The sequence below is a fragment of the Promicromonospora sp. NPDC050262 genome (assembly GCF_040655935.1).
Lineage (GTDB): Bacteria > Actinomycetota > Actinomycetes > Actinomycetales > Cellulomonadaceae > Promicromonospora.
The window spans coordinates 1-20,270 of record NZ_JBFAKX010000037.1; the positions used below are offsets into that span (position 1 = coordinate 1).

Annotated in this window: 16 protein-coding genes; 12 read left to right on the forward strand and 4 right to left on the reverse strand. The window is 73.1% G+C overall.

The genetic code is table 11. The features are described from left to right. Positions 1 to 84: 84 nt before the first annotated feature. Both AB0I29_RS27265 and AB0I29_RS27270 read right to left on the reverse strand, forming a co-directional pair. On the reverse strand, positions 85 to 930 hold the full coding sequence (locus tag AB0I29_RS27265; protein ID WP_357487381.1) for an OmpA family protein: 846 nt from the start codon (positions 928 to 930) through the stop codon (positions 85 to 87). Further along, positions 927 to 2,711, reverse strand: a complete 1,785-nt coding sequence (locus AB0I29_RS27270) for a helix-hairpin-helix domain-containing protein (protein ID WP_357487383.1) — start codon at positions 2,709 to 2,711, stop codon at positions 927 to 929. The genes AB0I29_RS27265 and AB0I29_RS27270 overlap by 4 nt, the downstream gene beginning before the upstream one ends. A 259-nt stretch (positions 2,712 to 2,970) precedes the next feature. On the opposite strand from AB0I29_RS27270, the gene AB0I29_RS27275 reads away from it, so the two are divergent. The 8 genes from AB0I29_RS27275 to AB0I29_RS27310 all read left to right on the forward strand — a co-directional run bounded on the left by AB0I29_RS27275 (position 2,971) and on the right by AB0I29_RS27310 (position 11,099). Next, entirely contained in the window at positions 2,971 to 3,321 is a 351-nt protein-coding gene (locus AB0I29_RS27275; protein WP_285108565.1) for a histidine triad nucleotide-binding protein, read from the forward strand. Positions 3,322 to 3,438: 117 nt separating this feature from the next. Continuing rightward, a complete protein-coding gene (locus AB0I29_RS27280; protein ID WP_357487385.1) occupies positions 3,439 to 4,491 on the forward strand; it encodes a PhoH family protein in 1,053 nt (350 codons plus the stop codon). After that, positions 4,488 to 4,940, forward strand: coding sequence for an rRNA maturation RNase YbeY (gene ybeY / locus AB0I29_RS27285; RefSeq protein WP_285108568.1), 453 nt, complete (start codon positions 4,488 to 4,490; stop codon positions 4,938 to 4,940). Before AB0I29_RS27280 ends, ybeY begins: the two co-directional genes overlap by 4 nt. Before the next feature lie 5 nt (positions 4,941 to 4,945). Beyond that, positions 4,946 to 6,328, forward strand: a complete 1,383-nt coding sequence (locus AB0I29_RS27290; RefSeq protein WP_285108570.1) for a hemolysin family protein — start codon at positions 4,946 to 4,948, stop codon at positions 6,326 to 6,328. Then, positions 6,325 to 7,293 (forward strand): GTPase Era, encoded by a 969-nt coding sequence (era, locus tag AB0I29_RS27295; protein WP_285108572.1) that lies wholly within the window; start codon positions 6,325 to 6,327, stop codon positions 7,291 to 7,293. Before AB0I29_RS27290 ends, era begins: the two co-directional genes overlap by 4 nt. A gap of 144 nt (positions 7,294 to 7,437) precedes the next feature. Further along, on the forward strand, positions 7,438 to 8,706 hold the full coding sequence (locus AB0I29_RS27300) for a cytochrome P450 (protein WP_357487389.1): 1,269 nt from the start codon (positions 7,438 to 7,440) through the stop codon (positions 8,704 to 8,706). Positions 8,707 to 8,814: 108 nt separating this feature from the next. Continuing rightward, complete coding sequence (locus AB0I29_RS27305; RefSeq protein WP_357487391.1) at positions 8,815 to 10,341, forward strand: AMP-binding protein; 1,527 nt, start codon at positions 8,815 to 8,817, stop codon at positions 10,339 to 10,341. After that, the gene (locus AB0I29_RS27310) at positions 10,338 to 11,099 is read left to right on the forward strand and encodes a crotonase/enoyl-CoA hydratase family protein (protein WP_285108578.1); all 762 of its coding nucleotides are present in this window, start codon (positions 10,338 to 10,340) and stop codon (positions 11,097 to 11,099) included. The genes AB0I29_RS27305 and AB0I29_RS27310 overlap by 4 nt, the downstream gene beginning before the upstream one ends. A gap of 151 nt (positions 11,100 to 11,250) precedes the next feature. Here the strand turns inward: AB0I29_RS27310 and AB0I29_RS27315 are convergent, their stop codons facing one another. Then, on the reverse strand, positions 11,251 to 12,450 hold the full coding sequence (locus AB0I29_RS27315; protein WP_357487393.1) for an FAD-dependent monooxygenase: 1,200 nt from the start codon (positions 12,448 to 12,450) through the stop codon (positions 11,251 to 11,253). Between the two features lie 85 nt (positions 12,451 to 12,535). Here AB0I29_RS27315 and AB0I29_RS27320 point away from each other — a divergent pair, with 85 nt between their 5' ends. Then, on the forward strand, positions 12,536 to 13,141 hold the full coding sequence (locus tag AB0I29_RS27320) for a PadR family transcriptional regulator (RefSeq protein ID WP_357487395.1): 606 nt from the start codon (positions 12,536 to 12,538) through the stop codon (positions 13,139 to 13,141). 76 nt (positions 13,142 to 13,217) lie between these two features. Then, positions 13,218 to 14,840: an alpha/beta hydrolase gene (locus AB0I29_RS27325; RefSeq protein ID WP_357487397.1), complete on the forward strand. Its 1,623-nt coding sequence runs from the start codon at positions 13,218 to 13,220 to the stop codon at positions 14,838 to 14,840. Positions 14,841 to 14,911: 71 nt separating this feature from the next. Here AB0I29_RS27325 and AB0I29_RS27330 read toward each other — a convergent pair whose 3' ends face one another. Next, entirely contained in the window at positions 14,912 to 15,682 is a 771-nt protein-coding gene (locus AB0I29_RS27330) for a 4'-phosphopantetheinyl transferase superfamily protein (RefSeq protein WP_357487399.1), read from the reverse strand. 224 nt (positions 15,683 to 15,906) lie between these two features. Here AB0I29_RS27330 and AB0I29_RS27335 point away from each other — a divergent pair, with 224 nt between their 5' ends. Together AB0I29_RS27335 and leuA are read left to right on the forward strand one after the other, a co-directional pair. Further along, the gene (locus AB0I29_RS27335; protein ID WP_357487401.1) at positions 15,907 to 18,051 is read left to right on the forward strand and encodes a hypothetical protein; all 2,145 of its coding nucleotides are present in this window, start codon (positions 15,907 to 15,909) and stop codon (positions 18,049 to 18,051) included. Between the two features lie 281 nt (positions 18,052 to 18,332). Continuing rightward, positions 18,333 to 20,054 (forward strand): 2-isopropylmalate synthase, encoded by a 1,722-nt coding sequence (gene leuA, locus AB0I29_RS27340; RefSeq protein ID WP_357487403.1) that lies wholly within the window; start codon positions 18,333 to 18,335, stop codon positions 20,052 to 20,054. Positions 20,055 to 20,270 lie beyond the last annotated feature (216 nt).

The window sequence follows — 20,270 nt, forward strand, 5'->3', positions numbered from 1 at the left end:
CCGGGGGTTATCCTTCGTTGCGCGCGGGATTTTCGCCCTTTCAAAGCCTTTGAAAGGGCGAAAATCCCGCACTCAACGAAGGGGTCAGTTCGTGACGTCGAACTCCACGCGGCGGTTCTTCTCCAGGTCCGCGAACGTCCGCGGGACGACCAGCGGGGTCGACTCGCCGAAGCCCTTCCACGTCAGCCGGTCGCGGTCCACGCCCTGCTCGACGAGCTCGTCGACCACCGCCTCCGCACGACGCTCGCTGAGCCGCTGGTTGTGCGCCTCGGTGCCCACCGAGTCGGTGTGCCCCTCGACGCGGACCTCGACCTCCGGGTGCTCCGCGAGCACCTCGGCGGCCTCCCGCACCACCTTGCGGCCGTCCTTGGTCAGCCGTGCGCTGTCCGTGACGAACGTGATGTTCGGGATCTCGACGAGGTCCTCCTGCGCCTTCTCCCGCTCCTCGCGGGTCGGCTCGCGCTTGGGCTCGTCCTTCTCCTCGTCGTCCGCGGCGTCCTTCGTCTCGCCGTCCGACGGCGTCGCGGTCGGCTCGGGCGACGCGGTCGCCTCCTCCTCCACGTCCGTGGCGGTGTCCTCCGACGCGGTCTCGTCGTCCTCGGCCTCCGGAGCCGCGGCCTCCGCCGCGCCGGCCTCGGCCGAGACCAGCCCGGCCGGGCCGTAGGCCGCGGAGGCGCGGACGCCCTCGACCCCGCCGACGACGTCGGCAGCCGCCACCGCCTCGACGTCGGTCGGCGCGGTCACGTCGGCGTCGCGACCCGTGAACTCGACGTCCACCCCGTCGAGCCCCGCCGCGGAGAGGGCCCCCTGCGCGCTCTCCGTCAGCGTGGACTCGATGTGCTCGCGGAAGCCCGTGTTCTGGACGCCCGACAGAGCGCCCATCCCGAGGACCACGATGATCACCGGGGGCAGGACGACCTTCAGGTTCATGCCTTCACCCCGGACTCGGTGGGCTCGGCGTCACCGTCCGCGGCCGCGGCCTTGGCCTCGTCCTCGGCGATCGCCTCGGCCTTGGCCTCGGCGCCCTCGATCTCGTCGACGTCGGTGTAGTCGACGTTCTCCTTGAACCGGGCCCGCCGGTCCTGGCCGCCGATGAGGTAGTCCTGGAACTCCTGCAGGCCCTCGTCGTCGCCGTCGGCCAGGTACTGCGCCTGCTCGGCCCAGCTCACGGCGGCCGGGGCGAACGTGATGCCGCCCGTGGCGAGCGCCTCGCGCAGCTCGTCCTCGGTCGCGCCCGCGATCTTCGCGTACGTCGCGTAGCCCGCGGCCCGGAGGGTGGACTCGATCTTGGGCCCGATGCCCTCGATGCGCTGGAGATCCTGCGGCTCGGGCTCGGGCTCGGCAGGGGCCGTGGCCGCCTCCGCCTCGTCCTCGGCGAGGGCCTCGGCCTTGGCCGCGGCGCCCTCGATCTCGTCGACGTCGGTGTAGTCGACGTTCTCCTTGAACTTCGAGGCGCGGTCCTGTCCGCCGATCAGGTAGTCCTGGTACTCCCGCAGGCCGTCCTCGTCGCCGTCCACCAGGTACTGCGCCTGGTCGGCCCAGCTCGTGGCAGCCGGGGCGAACGTGATGCCGCTCGCGGTGAGCGCCTCGCGCAGCTCGTCCTCGCTCGCGCCCGCGACCTTGGCGTACGTGGTGTAGCCGGCGGTCTTCAGAGCGGTCTCGATCTTGGGCCCGATGCCCTCGATGCGCTGGAGATCCTGCGGCTCGGGCTCGGGCTCGGGCTCGGGCTCGGGCTCGGGCTCGGGCTCGGGCTCCGCCGCCGCGGCGGCGGCCTCGTCCGCGGCGAGGGCGGCAGCCTTGGCCTCGGCGCCCTCGACCTCGTCGACGTCCGTGTAGTCCACGTTCTCGTTGAACTTCGCGCGCCGCTCCTGGCCGCCCACGAGGTAGTCCTGGTACTCCTCCAGGCCGGAGGCGTCGTTGTCCACGAGGTACTGCGCCTGGTCGGCCCAGCTGCTGGCGGCCGGGGCGAACTTGATGCCCTGGCCGGCGACGGCCTCGCGCAGCTCGTCCTCGGTCGCGCCCGCGATCTTCGCGTACGTGGGGTAGCCGGCGGCCACCAGCGCGGCCGCGATCTTCGGCCCGATGCCCTCGATCCGCTGCAGGTCGTCCGGGGTCACGGCCTTGGTCGCGGCCTCCGGCGTCGTCTCCTCGGTGCCGGCCTCGGCCAGCGCGGCCGCCTTGGCGGCGGCGTCCGCCTCGGCCGCCGCGCGCGCCACGGCCTCGGCCTCGGCGACGACGTCGGACCCGGCGGCCTCGACGTCCTGCCCGGCGTCCGCCGGCTCACCCTCGCCCTGCTCGCCGGCCCGCTCGTCCTTCGCGGCAGCGTCCTGCTCGGCGGCCCCGGCGTCGTCGGCCGTGCTGCCGGCTTCCGCACCGGAACCCGCACCCGCGTCCGACGCCTCGTCGGCGACGGGCAGCACGGTGTCCGTGGCGGCGGACTCGGTCGCGGCGGCCCCGGCGCCCGCGAGGGCGGGGACGGCCTCGGCCTTCGTCGCGGCAGCCTGCGCGGTGGCCTCGGTCTCGGCGTCCGACGCGGCGTCCGCACCCGACTCGGCGGCGGTCGTCCGGGCGGCGGCCTCCGACTTCTCGGCGGTGTGCTTGCCCTTGGCGCGGCGGCCCCAGACGAGCCAGCCGATCCAGATGCCGATCGCGAGGCCGATCAGGGCCGCGATGATGATGAATGCGAGCGATTGGGCGATGAACCAACCCACGCGAACCTCCAGGTGACTGCTGTGTGTGGTGTGAGGGCGACCGACGGGACCTGCGAGGTTGGACGACGCCAAAAGGGTGTCTCAGTACGCCAATCTCCATCGAACGCCGCAAACTCTCCCACATCACCTTCACCCAGGCATTTCGAACCATGTAATTTCGAACCATGTAACGGAATGGGAAATCCTGGTGAGCCCCCGGCCGGGGCACCGTAGCCGCCTGCGGGCGCGGCGTGTGCCCGCCCGCCGGTAGCCTGCCGACATGACGAGTACCGACAGCCCGGACTGCCTCTTCTGCAAGATCGTCGCGGGGGACATCCCCGCGGACCTCGTCGATTCGTCGGACACCGCCATCGCCTTCCGGGACATCGCGCCCAAGGCGCCGGTGCACGTCCTCGTGGTCCCCAGGGAGCACTACCCGGACGTCCCCGCGTTCGCGGCGTCGGACCCCGAGGGCCTGGCGGGCGTGATCGCGCTGGCGGACGGCGTGGCGAGCGAGCTCGCCGACGGCCAGTACCGTCTCATCTTCAACACCGGTCCCAAGGCCGGCCAGACCGTCTTCCACGTGCACGCGCACCTGCTCGCCGGCGGCGAGCTGCCGGGCTTCGCCTGAACTTCGCCTCGACCAGGAGCGGGAAAGACCGTGGCGTGACCCGGGCGGGTCGATAGGATGAGCCTTGTCGTCATCCCTACCGCGTGAAGGAGCGGATCGGCCCCGCGGGGCCGGCTCATGACAACTACGCCCAGCACACAGTCCCAGACCCGGATCGAGCACAAGATCGTCGTCCCGGCCCACATCCCGACGGTCGCGCTCCTCGGGAGCCGGGACTCGGTGCTGCGGGCCGTCGAGGAGGGCTTCCCCGGCGTCGACGTCCACGCCCGTGGCAACGAGATCGCAGTGAACGGACCGGCGGGCGACGTGGCCCTGGTCACGCAGCTGCTCGACGAGCTGATCGAGGTCGTCGAGGCGGGCACGCAGCTCACCCCTGAGGTCGTCAAGCGCTCGGTGGCCATGCTGAGCGACGCGTCGGCGTCGCGCCCCGCCGAGGTGCTCACGTTCAACATCCTGTCCAACCGGGGCCGCACCATCCGGCCCAAGACGGTGGGGCAGAAGGCGTACGTGGACGCGATCGACACCAACACCATCACCTTCGGCATCGGCCCGGCCGGCACCGGCAAGACCTACCTCGCCATGGCCAAGGCCGTCCAGGCGCTGCAGGCCAAGCAGGTCAACCGGATCATCCTGACGCGCCCCGCCGTCGAGGCCGGTGAGCGTCTCGGGTTCCTGCCCGGCACGCTGTCCGAGAAGATCGACCCCTACCTGCGCCCGCTGTACGACGCGCTGCACGACATGGTCGACCCTGAGCAGGTGCCCAAGCTCATCGAGGCGGGCACCATCGAGGTGGCGCCCCTGGCCTACATGCGCGGCCGGTCGCTCAACGACTCGTTCATCGTGCTCGACGAGGCGCAGAACACCTCGACCGAGCAGATGAAGATGTTCCTGACCCGCCTGGGCTTCGGCTCCAAGATGGTGATCACCGGCGACGCCACGCAGGTCGACCTGCCGGGCGGCACCACCTCGGGCCTGCGCGTCGTCGAGGACATCCTGCTGGGCGTCGACGACGTCGAGTTCTGCCGCCTGACGTCGTCCGACGTCGTGCGGCACCGGCTGGTCAGCGACATCATCGACGCGTACGCGCGGTGGGACGTGCTCACGGACGACCGCCGTCCGGGCCGTCAGCCGCAGGACCACCGTCCGGGGAGCAAGAGGCAGCGCCGGTGAGCATCGAGGTCAACAACGAGTCGGGGTTCGAGGTCGACGAGGCGGAGTTCGCCGCGCTCGGCCGCTTCGTGCTCGACGCCATGCGGGTACACCCCCAGTCGGAGCTGTCGATCATCTTCGTCGACACCACCGTCATGTCCGACCTGCACGTGCAGTGGATGGACGAGCCCGGACCCACGGACGTGCTCTCGTTCCCCATGGACGAGCTGCGCCCGGGGCGCGACGGCGACATCACCCCGGCAGGCACGCTCGGCGACATCGTGCTGTGCCCGGAGGTCGCGGTCACCCAGGCCAAGGCCGCCGGTCACTCCACGACCGAGGAGCTGCTGCTCCTGACCACGCACGGGATCCTGCACCTGCTGGGCTACGACCACGCGGAGCCGGAGGAGGAGAAGGAGATGTTCGGCCTGCAGCGCAAGCTTCTCCTGACCTTCCTCGCTACCCGGTGACCGGCGTGATCGTCCTGCTCCTGACCCTCGTCATGCTGGTCGGCCTCTCGCTGGCGGGCATGCTCTCCGCCGGCGAGGCCGCGCTCCTGCGCGTCACCCGCGCGTCCCTCACGGAGGCGCTCGCGGAGGCCGAGCTGGGGCAGTCGCCCGACCCGCTGCGTGCCGCGCGGATCCGGCGGGCCCAGGCGCTGGTCGTCGACCCACCGGCGACGGTCGCCTCGTTCGCGCTCGTGCGCGTCATGTCCGAGGTCGTGGCCATCGCCGCCGGGACGCTGCTGGTGCAGCAGGCGATCCCGGGCGAGGGCGTGCCCAACGAGCTGCCGGTCATGCTCATCGCGCTCGTGGTGGGTGTGGTGGTCGGCGTCATCTTCGTCCGCGTCTCGCCGCGCGCCCTCGGCTTCCGCAGGCCCGTCGCGGTGCTGCTCGCGCTGGTGGGCCCCCTGACCGGCGTCTCGCGCGCGGTCGCGTGGCTGACCCGCATCTCGGTGCCGCACTACGACCCGTCGCCGCCCACCGAGGCGGAGCTGCGCGACATCGCCGACCGCGTCGGGGAGTCCAGCGCCTTCGAGGAGTCCGACCGGGAGCTGCTCCGCTCCGTGATCGAGCTGGGCGGCACCATCACGCGCGAGGTCATGGTGCCCCGCACCGACATGGTGACCGTCACGGCCGAGACCTCGCTCGACAAGGTGCTGCGGCTGTTCCTGCGTTCCGGCTTCTCGCGGGTGCCCGTGGTCGGCGAGTCGGTGGACGACGTCGTCGGCGTCGCCTACCTCAAGGATGTCGTCGCCGCGGTGCACTGGCCCGTGGGCGACGGCGGCGCCGCGCCCGGGCCGTCCCGGCGCCCGGCCGCCGACGTCGCGCGCGACGCCGTGTTCGTGCCCGAGTCCAAGCCCATCGACGACCTGCTGCGCGAGATGCAGGCCTCGGCCAGCCACATCGCGCTGGTGGTCGACGAGTACGGCGGCGTCGCGGGCCTGGTGACCATCGAGGACCTCCTGGAGGAGGTGGTCGGCGAGCTCACCGACGAGCACGACACGGTGCCCGTCCAGGAGGTCGAGGACCTGGGCGGCGGCGTGCTCCGCGTGCCGGCCCGCCTGCCGGTGGACGAGCTCGGCGACCTGTTCGACCTGCGTCTGGACGACGACGACGTGGACACCGCCGGCGGGCTGCTCGCCAAGGCCCTGGGCAAGGTGCCGCTCGCCGGCGCCTCGGTCGAGGTCGGCGGCGTGCACCTGGAGGCGGAGCGGGTCGAGGGCCGCCGCAAGCAGATCTCGACGATCCTCGTGCACCGCACGGAACCGGTGGGCGAGCCGGAGGACAGCAACGGTGGTCTCGACCAGCACGACCACCGTGATCAGAAGCGTGACCAGAAGGAAGTGACCTCTTGAGCGAGCAGCCCGCAGGGCAACAGACCGCCGCACACCGGAGCGGGTTCGCCTGCCTGGTGGGGCGCCCCAACGCCGGCAAGTCGACCCTGACGAACGCGCTGGTGGGGCAGAAGGTCGCGATCATGTCGGCGCGGCCGCAGACCACCCGGCACACGATCCGCGGGATCGTGCACCGTCCGGACGCCCAGCTCGTGCTGGTGGACACCCCCGGCCTGCACCGGCCCCGCACCCTCCTGGGGGAGCGGCTCAACGACCTGGTGCGGGACACGCTGTCCGAGGTGGACGTCATCGCGTTCTGCCTGCCCGCGGACCAGAAGGTGGGGCCGGGCGACCGCTACATCGCGGCGCAGCTCGCCGAGCTGATGACGGGACGCCGGGCCGTACCCGTCGTCGCCGTCGTGACCAAGGCCGACCTGGTGCCGCGCCCCGACCTGGTGGAGCACCTGCTCGCCGTCGAGCAGCTCGCGAAGTCCGTGGACCGCGAGTGGGCCGACATCGTGCCTGTCTCCGCGAAGGACGGCTACCAGGTGGACGAGCTCGAGGCGGTCCTCGTCTCCCACCTCCCCGAGGGCCCCGACCTGTACCCGGACGGCGAGCTGACCGACGAGCCCGAGGCCGTCATGGTGGCCGAGCTGGTGCGGGAGGCCGCCCTGGAGGGCGTGCGCGACGAGCTGCCGCACTCCCTCGCGGTGGTCGTCGAGGAGATCGTCGAGCGCGAGGGCTCGGGCGACCCGGCCAAGGGCCGGCCGCCGCTGCTGGACGTGCGCGTCAACCTGTTCGTGGAGCGCGACTCGCAGAAGGCGATCATCATCGGGCGCGGCGGGTCCCGGCTGCGGTCGGTCGGCACCGAGGCCCGGCAGGGCATCGAGAAGCTGCTGGGCCAGCGCGTGTACCTGGACCTGCACGTCAAGGTCGCCAAGGACTGGCAGCGGGACCCCAAGCAGCTGCGCCGCCTGGGCTTCTGACGGGCTGCCGGGCGCGGCGCGGCCGCGCACGGCCCGGTCCCCACGGGGTGCGCCGCAGTGCATCCCGGTGCAACTGGGTCTCGAATATCGCAGCCAGGATTACGGGCAATACGGACACTGTGCTGTGATTGCGGGATGGAGAGAGTGGTCGCTCGAACGTCCCCCGTCGAGCTCACGAGCCTGACCGGGCTCACCCCCCTGTCGGCAACCACCGGAGGCGCGGACTCGCAGGAGATCTACGACGTCCTGCGCGCCAGATGGGGTGTGGTGGCCCCCGTGGACATGGAGCCGGGCGTGCCGGCGTGGCTGGTGATGGGGCACGCGGAGATCTGCGAGATCACCCGGAACGAGTCGCAGTTCTCCCGGGACCCGCGCAACTGGCGCTGGCACTACGACGGGCTGCTGTCGGAGCGCTCCGCGCTGCTCGGCATCTCGCCCCGGGAGCCGCGCAACTCCTCCTACCACCACGACGGCGAGCTGCGCCGCCGCCTGCGCCAGCCCCTGGACGACGGGCTGGAGGCGCTGCCGGAGAAGCTGGTGGTGGCGCAGGTCGAGGAGGTCAGCATGCGGCTGGTCGAGGAGCTCGGCGCCGGCGGCGAGGCCGACCTGGTCCAGGACTGGGCCAAGAAGGTGGGCTTCCTCGCGGTGACGGCGCTGTTCGGCTTCGACCACGACACGGCGAACCAGATGATGGTCGACTCGGCGCACATCATGGACCACACGGGTGAGGCTGCCCAGGCGCGCGACCGGATGGGCCGCAACCTGATGGCGCACGTCCAGGCCCGGAAGGCCACGGCGGGGTCGGACCTGACGTCGTCGTTCGTGCGGCATCCGAGCTTCCACGACGACCGCGAGATCGCGGACTCGATGTCGGTGCCGCTCATCGCCGCCAGCGAGTTCCTCACGGCGTGGATCGCGCTGACCCTGCGGCTGCTGCTCACGGACCAGCGGTTCGCGGCGCGCTGGACCGGCGGCCGGATCGCCCTGGACGACGCGCTGGACGAGGTGCTCTGGCGCGAGGCGCCCGCCGCGAACCCGCCGCTGCCCCGGTACTCGATGGGCGACCTGGAGCTGGACGGCAAGTTGATCCGCAAGGGCGACGCCCTGATCATGGCCGTCGCCGCCGCCAACCAGGACCCGCTGGTGCACACCGGGAACATGTGGGACGAGGTGGGCAACCGGGCGCACCTCGCGTGGGGCGTGGGTCCGCACCGGTGCCCGGCGTCGCGGCAGGCGCGCATCATCGCGCGCGTCGCGATCAACCGGCTGCTCACCGAGCTCGACCTGGAGCTCGCGGTCGAGGACCACGACCTCGCCTGGGTCCCGTCGCCCTGGGTGCGGCACCCGCAGGCGCTGCCCGTCCGGTACGCGCGGGCGCGGTCGTCGGGTACCGAGATCTACGTGGTGCGCTGAGACGTGACGCCTGAGGTGTGACGTGGTCGACGCGCCCTTCCGCCTCGCGCAGACCCGGTAGTACGGTCACGAAACGTACTTACCGGACACCTGTCGTGGAGGAAGAGCATGCTCACCGTTGACCTGGTCCGTCGCGGCGCCGCCCGGTTCGGGCCGCGTACCGCCGTCCGCTTCGGTACCGAGTCATTGACGTATGCGCAGGTGGACGACGCGGCGAACGCCATGGCGCGGGTGCTGCACGCGCACGGCGCCGAGCCGGGGGCGCGGGTGGCGCTGCTGATGGGCAACGGGCTGTGGTCCATCGCCATGGACTTCGCCTGCCTCAAGGCGGGCGTCACCCGGGTGCCGCTCAACGCCCGGCTGTCCGCCACGGAGCAGGGCCGCATGCTCCAGGAGACGGAGGTGCGCCTCCTGGTGCACGACGCCGCGCTGGCCGAGCGGGCGGGCGAGCTCGCCGAGGCGCACGGCCTGACGACGCTGGGCCTGGGCGCGCCCGGCGCCGTCGGCGGCCCGGACCTGCTCACGGCGATGCGGGACGTCTCGACCGCCGACCCGAACCTGCCCGCGAACCCGCAGGACCCGATCCTGCTGCTGTACACGTCGGGCACCACGGGCACGCTCAAGGCGGTCGAGCACACCCAGGCCAGCTACGCCGCCATCGTCGCGAACATCCTGACCAACCTGGTCAGCCCCGCGCGCGACTCGGTGATGCTGCACGCGGCCAGCCTCATCCACGCCAGCGGCACGTTCGTGCTGCCCTACTGGCTGCGCGGCGGGGAGTCCGTGGTGCTGTCCGGGTTCGAGCCCCAGGGCTACGTGGACGCGATCGCCCGGTACCGCGCCACGGAGATCAACCTGGTGCCGACGATGATCGGGATGCTGCTCTCGTCCGGCGTCGCCGAGGGCGCCGACGTGTCCTCCCTGCGCACCGCCATCTACGGGGCCAGCCCCATGCCCCGCCCGGTGATCGAGCAGGCCATGGACGTGTGGGGGCCCCGGTTCGCGCAGTACTACGGCCAGACCGAGGCGCCGCTGTGCCTCACGGTGCTCGACGCCGCCGACCACACCGACCCGTCCCTGCTGGGCTCCTGCGGCCAGCCCGCGCTCGACGCGCAGATCCTCGTCACCGACGACGCCGGCACCCCGGTGGCCCCCGGCGAGATCGGTGAGATCCGGGTGCGCGCGCCGTTCACGATGGCCGGCTACCACGCCGCCCCCGAGCTGAACGCCGAGATGCTCGCCGGCGACGGCTGGCTGCGCACCCGCGACATGGCGCGCGTGGACGAGCGCGGCTACCTCTACCTCGTGGACCGCCGCGGCGACATGATCATCACCGGCGGCTACAACGTCTACCCACGCGAGGTCGAGGACGTGCTGCTCGCCCAGCCGTCGGTGGCCCAGGCCGTCGTGGTGGGCGCCCCTGACGACACCTGGGTCGAGGCCGTCACCGCGTTCGTCGTGCCCGCGCCGGGCGCCGCCGTCGACGAGGCCGCGCTCCAGGCCGCGGTGCGTGACAAGCTCGCCGGCTACAAGGTGCCCAAGTCCGTGCGTGCGGTCGACTCGGTGCCGCTCTCACCCGTGGGCAAGGTGCTGCGCCGCGCGCTGCGCGAACCGCTGTGGGAGGGCAGCCGGTGAGCGTCCTGGTCACCCGCGAGGGCAGCGTCACCCTGATCGGCATCGACCGCCCCGAGCGGCGCAACGCCGTCGACGGCCCCACCGCGGCGGCGCTCGCCGCCGCATTCCGGGCTTTCGACGCCGACGACGCCGCCACCGCCGCCGTGCTGTACGGCACGGGCGGCACGTTCTGCTCCGGCGCCGACCTCAAGGCGCTCGGCACCCCGGACGGCAACCGGGCCGCGCCCGACGGCGACGGACCCATGGGCCCCACGCGGCTGCGGCTGAGCAAGCCGGTGATCGCCGCCGTGTCCGGGCACGCCGTCGCGGGCGGGCTGGAGCTGGCGGCGTGGGCGGACCTGCGGGTCGCCGACGAGACGGCGGTCTTCGGCGTCTACTGCCGCCGCTGGGGCGTCCCCCTGATCGACGGGGGCACGGTGCGGCTGCCCCGCCTGATCGGGCAGTCGCACGCGATGGACATGATCCTCACCGGCCGGTCCGTCGAGGCCGACGAGGCCCTGCGCATCGGCCTGGCCAACCGGGTGGTGCCCGCGGGGCAGGCGGTGTCGGCGGCCGTGGGGCTGGCGGTGTCGCTCGCGGCGTTCCCGCAGGTCTGCCTCCGCGAGGACCGCGCCTCGGTGCTGGACCAGTGGGGCCTGTCCGAGACCGAGGCCCTGGCCCGCGAGTGGGAGCACGGCGAGCGCTCCCTGGCCGCGGCGGCCTACGAGGGCGCGGCCCGCTTCGCCGCGGGCGCCGGCCGCCACGGCACCCCCGCGTGACCCCCTTCGAGGCCTGAGTTTCTTGGCTTTCAGAGAGCTGAAAGCCAAGAAACTCAGGCCTCGAAGATGATCCGACTATCGGCGTCGGTCGGTTGTTGTCGGATGGCGGTGGCCGGAAGGCGGTCGGGTGACGAGGGGCTGACGGCGGGGGTCAGGCCGGCAGGCGGTCGGCCGGGGCGTCCCAGTCGATGCGGTAGTCCGTGACCCAGTCGTTGGTGGTGCGGGCCGCGGCGCGGCTCACCAGCGGCAGGATCACGCGGTCGCGCAGCACCCGGGTCAGCGTGCCCGGGATCTTCTGGTTCGAGGTGCGCTTCGCCTGGGCGATCAGCCGCTCGACCCGCGTCCGGCGCGCCGCCTCGAAGGCCGCGAACGCGCCGGCCGGGTCGCGGTGGTCGCGCAGGAACCGGGCCAGCAGCACGCCGTCCTCGATCGCGAGCGAGGCGCCCTGCCCGGACGTCGGCGAGATGCCGTGCGCCGCGTCGCCCACGAGCCCGATGGGCCCGCGGTGCCACACGGGCACGCTCGGCAGGTCGAGTGTGTTCCAGGGCGCGATGATCTCCGGCGTGGCGGCGATGATCCGCAGCGCGGGGCCGGCGTCGTCGGCGAAGAGGCGCACCAGCTCCGCGCGCCACCGCTCCGGGGTCCAGGCGGCGAGCTCGGCGTCGCTCGCCGCGCGGGCGCGGGGCACGTTCGCGAACCACCAGACGTCGCCCGGGCCGCGGTTCGCGTAGGCGAAGAAGGCCCGCCGTCCGAAGATCATCGTGAACACGCCCACGGGCCCGTCCACCGAGACGCCCGCGGCGTAGCCGCCCGTGTTCAGCAGCCCGGTGTAGCGGGGCGGCGGGCAGGCCGGGTCGAGGATCGCCCGGGTGCGCGAGTGCAGGCCGTCGGCCCCGATCAGCAGGTCGCCCTCGACAGTGGTGCCGTCGGCGAACGAGGCGACGACGCCGCCCGAGCCCGCCGCGGTGGCGTCGACGAGGCGCCTGCCGTACTCGACCGGGATGCCGCGGCGCACGGCCTCGTCGCGCAGCCGGACGTAGAGGTCGGACCGCCGGACGGTCTGGCTGACCGTGCCCGCGTCGTCGTCCCGCCCCATCCCGAGGTGGGCCAGGAGCCGCCCGTTCGACCCGCGCAGCTCGAGCGCGGGCGTGTCGAAACCACCGAGGCCGCGGTGGTCGATGTCCAGCACCCGCAGGGCGGCCAGCCCGTTGGGTGCCAGCGTGAGGTAGGCGCCGACGCCGTCCGCGGTGCGGTCGTAGGCCTCGTGGACCTCCGCGTCGATGCCCGCCTTCTGCAGGGCCATGGCGGTCACGGGCCCGGTGATACCCGCTCCGATGATGATCGCTCTCATGCGCTCACCATAAAATGGCTAACCATAAGATGGCAAGGTGTTGCGACGAGAACTCGACGGCGTACGTCCGCCTAGGCTGGGCGCCGTGACCCAGGACTCCCGGCCGCGCTCCCCGCTCGCGATGGTGCTGCTCGCGCTGCTCGCCGAGGAGCCGATGCACGCCTACCGCATGCAGCGGCTGATCAAGACGCGGCGCAAGGACGACGTGGTCAACGTGGCGCGCAGCAACAGCGTCTACCAGTCGATCGAGCGCCTGCTCCGGGACGGCCTCATCGAGGTGCACGAGAAGCTGGCGGCCGAGGCCGGGCCCGCCCGGATCGTCTACGCCCTGACCCCCGACGGTTCCGCCGCCCTGCGCCGCTGGATGGACGCGGCGCTCGCGACGCCCGCGCGCGAGTTCCCCGAGTTCCGGGCGGTGCTGGCCGTGGTGGCGATCACCGGTCCCGACCTGGTGCGGGACCGGCTCGCCGAGCGCGCCGAGGCGCTGGAGACCGCGCTGGCGGAGGCGGAGCGGGAGGCCGCCGACGCGCAGGAGTGGGGGCTGCCCCGCGTGCTCCTGCTGGAGCACGAGCACCTCCTGGTCACCACGCGCGCGGAGCTGGACTGGGTGCGCGGCGTGGTCGCCGACCTGCGGTCGGGGGAGCTGACCTGGGACACCGCGGAGATGCTGGCGTCCCGGCCGCAGGAGTGACGCGCCGTCGGCTGCCCGGGTGACGCGCCGTCGCCTCCCGATCGAGCGAACGGGGCGTCGGGCGTAGCATCCGAAGGTGTTCTTCCGGACCGTTGCCACCTCCGCCGCGATCCTGGTCGCGCTGGCCGTCACGGGTGCCGTCGCGGGCCCCGCCTGGGAGCCGGAACCGGTGACCGAGCACCTGCACCTGGCCACCGCCTCGACGGCGATCGGGGGTGCCGACCCCGATGCGGGGGAGCCCGGTGACTTCGAGGTGCGCGAGACCGCGGTGACCATCCCGCTGGCCGACGGTCGGGAGGTGGGCGGGCTGCTGCGCGAGCCGGTGGAGGCCGGCGCTGATGCCGACCGGCCCGGGATCGTGTTCGTGCACGGCGCGGGCACGGGCAAGGCCTCCGACGCGTTCACGCTGGCCGCGACCGCACTCGCGAGCGCGGGGATCACCACGCTGGTGCCCGACAAGCGGCTCGACAACTACTCGACGCGGCACCGCGACTACGAGCAGATGGCGCGCGACTACGCCTGGTCGGTGCGGTACCTGCGGGAGGTCCCGGGCGTGGACCCGGACGACGTGGGCCTGTACGCCGAGTCGGAGGGCGCGTGGGTGTCGCCGGTGATGATGGTGGACGACCCACGGCTCGCGTTCCAGATCCTGGTGTCGGCCCCGGTCGTGCCGCCGCGGCAGCAGGCCGCGTACGCCGTCGACAACTACCTGCGCAACACGGACGTGCCCGGCGGGGTGTTCCGCGCCATCCCGCGCGCGGTGGGGATGAAGCTGCCGGGCGGCGGGTTCGAGTACGCGGACTTCGACGTCCGCCCCTGGCTCCGGGAGCAGGAGGACCCGATCCTCGCGGTCTTCGGCACCAACGACGCCTCGATGCCGCTGGAGCAGGGCACGCGCGAGCTGCTGGCCGACGCCGACGACGTGACGGTGCGGTTCTACGAGCGCGCCAACCACGGCATCAACGTGGAGACGCCCGGCGGGCTGGTGCTGCACCCCGACTTCGCGCGCGACGTCGCCGACTGGGTGCTGGGGCTCCCGGCCACGGCGTCCGCCCCGCCGCAGGTCGCCGGGGCGCAGCCCGCGCAGCTCTACCTCGCGGCGCCCGTGCCGCAGCCGCACTGGTACGGCGACGGCGACTGGCTGGTCAGGATGGTCGTCACCGCCGGCGCCCTGCTGGTCGTGGGTCCGCTGCTGCTGGGCGGCGTGGCCGTCGCGAGCGGCGTGACCCGACGGCGGTCCGGCCGCCCGGGCGCGCGTCTCGCCCGGGGGCTGCGCGCACCCCTGACCGGGCTGGCCGTCGGCTCGGTGGCGACGATGCTCGGCCTGGCCGCGTACCTCGGGGCCGTCGCCCGGCTGGCCCTGGACTACGAGAAGAACGCCCTGGTGGTGCAGGGCGGCTGGATCGCGGTGCGGCTGCTGGGCCTGGTCGCCGTCGTCGCCGCGGCACTGCTGCTGAACCGCGTGCGTGACCGCAGGATGTCGGTGGCCGACCGGGGCCCCGCGGGCGCGGTGCGCGCCGACCCGGTGCCGTCGGACGCCGTCCGGCCGGAACCCCCGGACACCGCCCGGCCGGAGCCGCACCGTCCCCGGCGCGTCGCCGTCGCCGTGGTCTCGACGGGCTTCTGGGTCACCGTGCTGGGCGCGACGGCACTCCTGGTCACTCTCGCCTACTGGGGCGCCTACCAGCTGGGTATCTGACCCGGGTTCAGCAGGCCGGAGGCGACCGCATGGGCCCGGGTCGTGGTCGCCGTCCGCCTGGTGAACCGGCCTCAGCAGCGGGCCGGCGCGGCCGCAGCCCCGGCCAGACGGCGGGGCGGGGCGGCGTCGGGGATCTCGTCCGGGAGGCGCAGGTGCCGCACCTGGTCCACGTGCGTGGTCGTCGCCAGCGCCGCGCTGTACCCCGCCGGCGCGGGCACGTGCGTCAGGTACGGCCGGGGGTGGGGGAGCCGGACCGACGGGTCGGCCGTCACCAGGCTCGGCCGCGGCCCCGTCACGTCGAGGTCCCGCAGGGGGATCGCCAGGCCGTGCCCCGTGAGCTTCGTCGTCGCCTCCTTGCGCGTCCACGACGCGAGCAGCGCGTCCGCGCGGTCACGAGCGGGGAGGCGGCGCCAGGCATGGTGCTCGGCCCGGGTGAGCGCGGCCGCCGCGAGGTCGTCCAGGTCCCGGTCCGCGGGCCGGACGTCGAGGTTCACGCCCACGCGGCCGTCGCCCACGACGGCGACCAGCACCCAGGCGCGCGTGTGCGACACCGAGTAGTCGAGGGCCGCACCCGCGACGTGCGGCCGGCCGTGCTGCGGGTCGCCGCAGCGGTCGCACCCGCGCTCCACCACGACGTCCTCCGGGGCGGTGCCGAGATAGCGGGACAGGATCAGCCGCTGCGCCGCGCGCGACGTCAGGTGGACGTCGGTGGCCAGTGCGTCCAGGCCCACGAGCTGCTCCTGATCCGGTACGGTCAGCAGGCGCGTCCAGGCTTCGCGGCGTCGGACCGGAACGAGCCAGACGTCGCAGGTGCGGGGTGCCGGTGCGGCTGCTGGGTCCACTGCGTTCTCCTGTGACCTCGGTGTGCCGCCGGCTGTCGCCGACGGCGGATGTCCCACGCACACCAGATGTGATGGACGTGCGCAGAAATACAGGTGTGACCGGACTCGCCGTGCCACGGCCTGACAGAGCCGGTACCCAGCGGGTAGAAACGTGGTGGGCCCCAGCGCCGCCAGCCACACTTCCCCAGTCTCGACCAGCGGCGTTATCGAGGAGTGAACGGATGATGGACCAGCACGCTTCGGAGCGTGACGAGAGAACTTCGGCCGACGTCGCGGACGACGCCAACGGCGCGCCGACGGAGAGCCTCGGCCACGAGCACGTCGCCACGGTCGCACCGGAGACCGGGAACGGCACCGCCGCCGAGGACTCCGGCGAGGTCCGGCCGTTCGCGAACATCGCGGCCGCCGACTACGTGCGGGACGCCATCGCCGCGCTCGCCCTGCTGGTGTCGCTCGCCCTCCCGTGGAACCTCACCGACCGCTCGGCGGACCGGGTCGAGGTCGTGCTGGCGGTCGCGCTGTCGCTCGCCTCGCTGACGCTGCCCTACCTCGCGCGCTTCGGTGTGCTGCCCCCCACGTGGACCGTGCACTCGACGCGCCGCGCCCGCCTGATCGCCGGGCTGCCGCTCGCCGTGATCGGGCTGGTCCACCTCGTGCTCGACCTGCGCAGCGGCGCGGGCGTCGGCACCGGCCTGGGCCTCGCGCTCGCCGGCGCGGCGCTGGCCGCGACGCCGCGCGACAGCGAGCTCGGGCCCGTCGAGGAGGACGGCGCCGTGGTGCGCGCCTGGCGCTTCGGCCTCGCCGGCGTGGGCGCGCTCATCGCCCTCGGCGCGGTCATCTCCACGCTGCTCGCCGAGTTCGCCGACGGCGCGACCCTGGGCGACCGGCTCCTGGCGCCCGTGTGGCTCGCGCTCTCGCTCGGCCTGGTGTGGCTCCTCGTGGGTGGCACCGTGCGGCACGACCGGCCGTCCCGGCTGGTGCTCGTCGCCGTCGGCATCGTGCTCGCGCTCCTGTTCGTCTTCACCTCCGGCGGCGCGCTGACCGGCATGGAGTCCATGCAGCCCGGCGTCACCGACCCGAGCCGGTTCGGCCTGGTGCTGCTCCCGCTCGCCGCCGCCGTGGCGGGCTCGCCCGCCGTGCGCCGCGACCCCGCGGCGGCCGACGCCGAGGAGAGCACCGAGCACGCCGCGGGCGTCTGGGTGCGGGTGGCCATCCGGGCGTTCGACGTCATCGTCCTGCTCGCGGTGTGCAGCGCGCTGGCCGCGCTGGTGCAGCTCATCGACCCCGGCTTCATCGGGTCGGGCGCCGGCGTCACGCTGGTGCTGCGCCTCGTGCTCGGCGTCGTCGTCGCCGGTATCGCCTGGTTCGCGCGCCGCTCCCTGAAGCGCGACCCCAACACGGGCCACGTGCCCGCCGTCGGCGCCGCGTGCGTGGCGGGCGTGCTGGGCCTCGTGGTCGTCATCGCGACGTCGGGCGCGAGCCTGGGCGTCAACCTCGGCGACCTGCTCATGGCGCTCGCCCTGCCCATCGTCGCGGCGAGCGCGCTGATGGTGCCCAAGGCGGTGCGCGAGCACTTCCAGACCGCCGGGATCGGCGGCGAGGCCGACGTCGACCGCACCCAGGCCTACGTGTGGTCCCCGCCGCGCCCCAAGGGTGACAAGGCCCCGCCGGTCACCCTGCCGGAGGAGCCGGTGCGCAGCGCACCGGAGCTCCGGCGTCCCGCCGAGCCGCGCCGGGTCACCTCCACGGGTGCCGTGCGGACCGTCGCGGGCGCCACCGCCGCCCAGCGCGGCGTGGTCCCGGTGCAGCCGGTGCAGCCGGTCTCGGGCGAGGTATCGCTCGGCTCCATGCGCACGGTCGAGGACATGCCGGCGGCGGCCGCCCCGGTCGACGCGACCGCGACGATGCCCCCGGTCCGCTCGGGCGCCACGCCGGTGGCCGCGCAGCCGGCGTCGTCCGCGCAGCCGGCGTCGGGTGCGCACCCGACCGCACAGCCGACCGCGCGCATCCGGCCGGTGGGCAACGGCCAGCAGGCCGCGCCGGTACAGGGCTCGGCGGCGCAGGGCTCGGCCGGCGAGGTCGAGGAGCACACCACGCGCCGGGTCGTCACCGGGCAGGGGGCCGCGTCGTCGGACTACGGCTCCGAGTCGGGGCACACCGCGGTGCTGCCGCCCGTGGGCGGCCGGTGGACCCCCGCCGTCGCGCTCGACCCGGCCACGCCGCTCGCGGACCTGGCGAAGATCGTCCAGGAGGCGCCCCACCTGCGTCCGCAGGTCGCGGCGAACCCGTCGACGTACCCCGCGCTGCTGGACTGGCTGGGTGCCCTGGGCGACCCCCAGGTCGACGCGGCCCTGCGCACCCGCCGCTGAGTCGTGGTCCGGATCGTGGGCGTGGCTGGCGCCCACGGTCCGGACGAGGGGTACAGTGACGGCGTGCGCCTGACGGTGATCCTTCTCCTTCGCTGCCGCGACGAGGCCTAGACAGGCCGGTCCCTCGTCGCGGAGGCTTGGTGTGCCGGCCAACCTCACCGAGCGAAGGACACATGATGGAGAACAGCATCACCGCCACCACCCCCGGCGGAGTTCACGAGACAGCGGTGCACGGCGCAGCAGGCGGGATCATCGAGGACAACCCGCAGCAGACGTCGGGCATGCCGACGAGCAAGTACCGGCCCTTTCACGAGCAGATCAGCCTCGAGCTCCCCGACCGCACCTGGCCGGGCAAGCGCATCGAGAAGGCCCCGCGTTGGTGCGCGGTGGACCTGCGGGACGGTAACCAGGCCCTGATCGAGCCGATGGACGCGGAGCGCAAGCTGCGCATGTTCGAGCTGCTGGTCAAGATGGGCTACAAGGAGATCGAGGTCGGCTTCCCCTCAGCGAGCCAGACCGACTACGACTTCGTGCGCAAGCTGATCGACGAGAACCGGATCCCCGACGACGTGGTGATCCAGGTGCTCACCCAGGCCCGGGCCCACCTCATCGAGCGCACCTACGAGTCGATCACGGGTGCCAAGCAGGCGATCGTGCACCTGTACAACTCGACGTCCGTGCTGCAGCGGGAGGTCGTGTTCCGCTCCGACCAGGACGGCATCGTCGACATCGCGCTCGACGGCGCGAAGCTGTGCCGCAAGCTCGAGGAGACCGTGCCGGGCACGCGGATCTACTACGAGTACTCCCCGGAGTCGTACACCGGCACCGAGCTGGAGTTCGCGGTCCGCATCTGCAACGAGGTCATCGAGGTCTTCGAGCCGACGCCGGAGCGCAAGGTCATCATCAACCTGCCCGCGACGGTCGAGATGGCCACGCCCAACGTGTACGCCGACTCGATCGAGTGGATGAGCCGGCACCTGGCGCACCGCGAGAACGTCATCCTGTCGCTGCACCCGCACAACGACCGCGGCACGGCCGTCGCGGCCGCCGAGCTGGGCTACCTGGCCGGTGCGGACCGCATCGAGGGCTGTCTGTTCGGCAACGGCGAGCGCACCGGCAACGTCGACCTGGTGACCCTGGGCATGAACCTGTTCTCGCAGGGGATCGACCCGCAGATCGACTTCAGCGACATCGACGGCATCCGCCGCACCGTCGAGCACTGCAACCAGATGCCGGTGCACGAGCGGCACCCCTACGTGGGTGACCTCGTGTTCACGGCGTTCTCCGGGTCGCACCAGGACGCCATCAAGAAGGGCTTCGAGCACATGGCCGGGCGGGCCGAGGCCGCCGGCGTGGGCGTCGACGACCTGGACTGGGGCGTGCCGTACCTGCCGATCGACCCGCGCGACGTCGGGCGGTCCTACGAGGCCGTGATCCGCGTGAACTCGCAGTCGGGCAAGGGCGGCGTGTCCTACCTGCTCAAGAGCGAGCACAACCTGGACCTGCCGCGGCGGCTGCAGATCGAGTTCTCGCACGCCGTGCAGAAGGTGACCGACGAGCAGGGCACCGAGGTGACCGGCGCGGACATCTGGCGCATCTTCACCGACGAGTACCTGCCCGTCGAGGAGAACGCGGCGTCCGGCCTGGAGCACTGGGGCCGGCTCACGCTGCGCGGCACCCGCGCCGTCTCCGCCGAGGGTGCGCAGGACACGCTCGAGGTGGACGTCACCGACCGCGGCAAGGAGCTGACGCTGACCGGCACGGGCAACGGCCCCATCGACGCGTTCGTGAACGCGATCGCGCAGGTGGGCGTGGACGTACGCGTGCTCGACTACACCGAGCACGCCCTGTCCGAGGGCGGCGACGCCAGCGCGGCGGCGTACGTCGAGTGCGCGGTGGGCGACGACGTCCTGTGGGGCGTCGGCATCGACCCGTCGATCACCCTGTCGTCCCTGAAGGCGATCGTCTCGGCCGTCAACCGCGCGGAGCGCGCGGCGTCCTGACCCGCCCGCTCTACCCGATTCGCTGAGTGCTGGATTTTCGCCCTTTCTCGTCCCTCGAAAGGGCGAAAATCCAGCACTCAGCGCTCTGCCGGTCGGCAGTTTGCCGCACGAACTCGGCAGTTGGCATCGAGATCGGCACAGGCCTGTGCCGATCTCGATGCCAACAGCCGACCCCGCGCCCGCACGGGGAAGCCACCCCGGCAGAACACGGCGGTC

Bases quoted from the DNA above. Each gene is read 5' to 3' on its own strand.
- AB0I29_RS27315 (WP_357487393.1), bottom strand. From the start codon at position 12,450: ATGAGAGCGATCATCATCGGAGCGGGTATCACCGGGCCCGTGACCGCC.
- AB0I29_RS27275 (WP_285108565.1), top strand. From the start codon at position 2,971: ATGACGAGTACCGACAGCCCGGACTGCCTCTTCTGCAAGATCGTCGCG.
- AB0I29_RS27335 (WP_357487401.1), top strand. From the start codon at position 15,907: ATGGACCAGCACGCTTCGGAGCGTGACGAGAGAACTTCGGCCGACGTC.
- AB0I29_RS27265 (WP_357487381.1), bottom strand. From the start codon at position 930: ATGAACCTGAAGGTCGTCCTGCCCCCGGTGATCATCGTGGTCCTCGGG.
- AB0I29_RS27305 (WP_357487391.1), top strand. From the start codon at position 8,815: ATGCTCACCGTTGACCTGGTCCGTCGCGGCGCCGCCCGGTTCGGGCCG.
- AB0I29_RS27280 (WP_357487385.1), top strand. From the start codon at position 3,439: ATGACAACTACGCCCAGCACACAGTCCCAGACCCGGATCGAGCACAAG.
- leuA (WP_357487403.1), top strand. From the start codon at position 18,333: ATGCCGACGAGCAAGTACCGGCCCTTTCACGAGCAGATCAGCCTCGAG.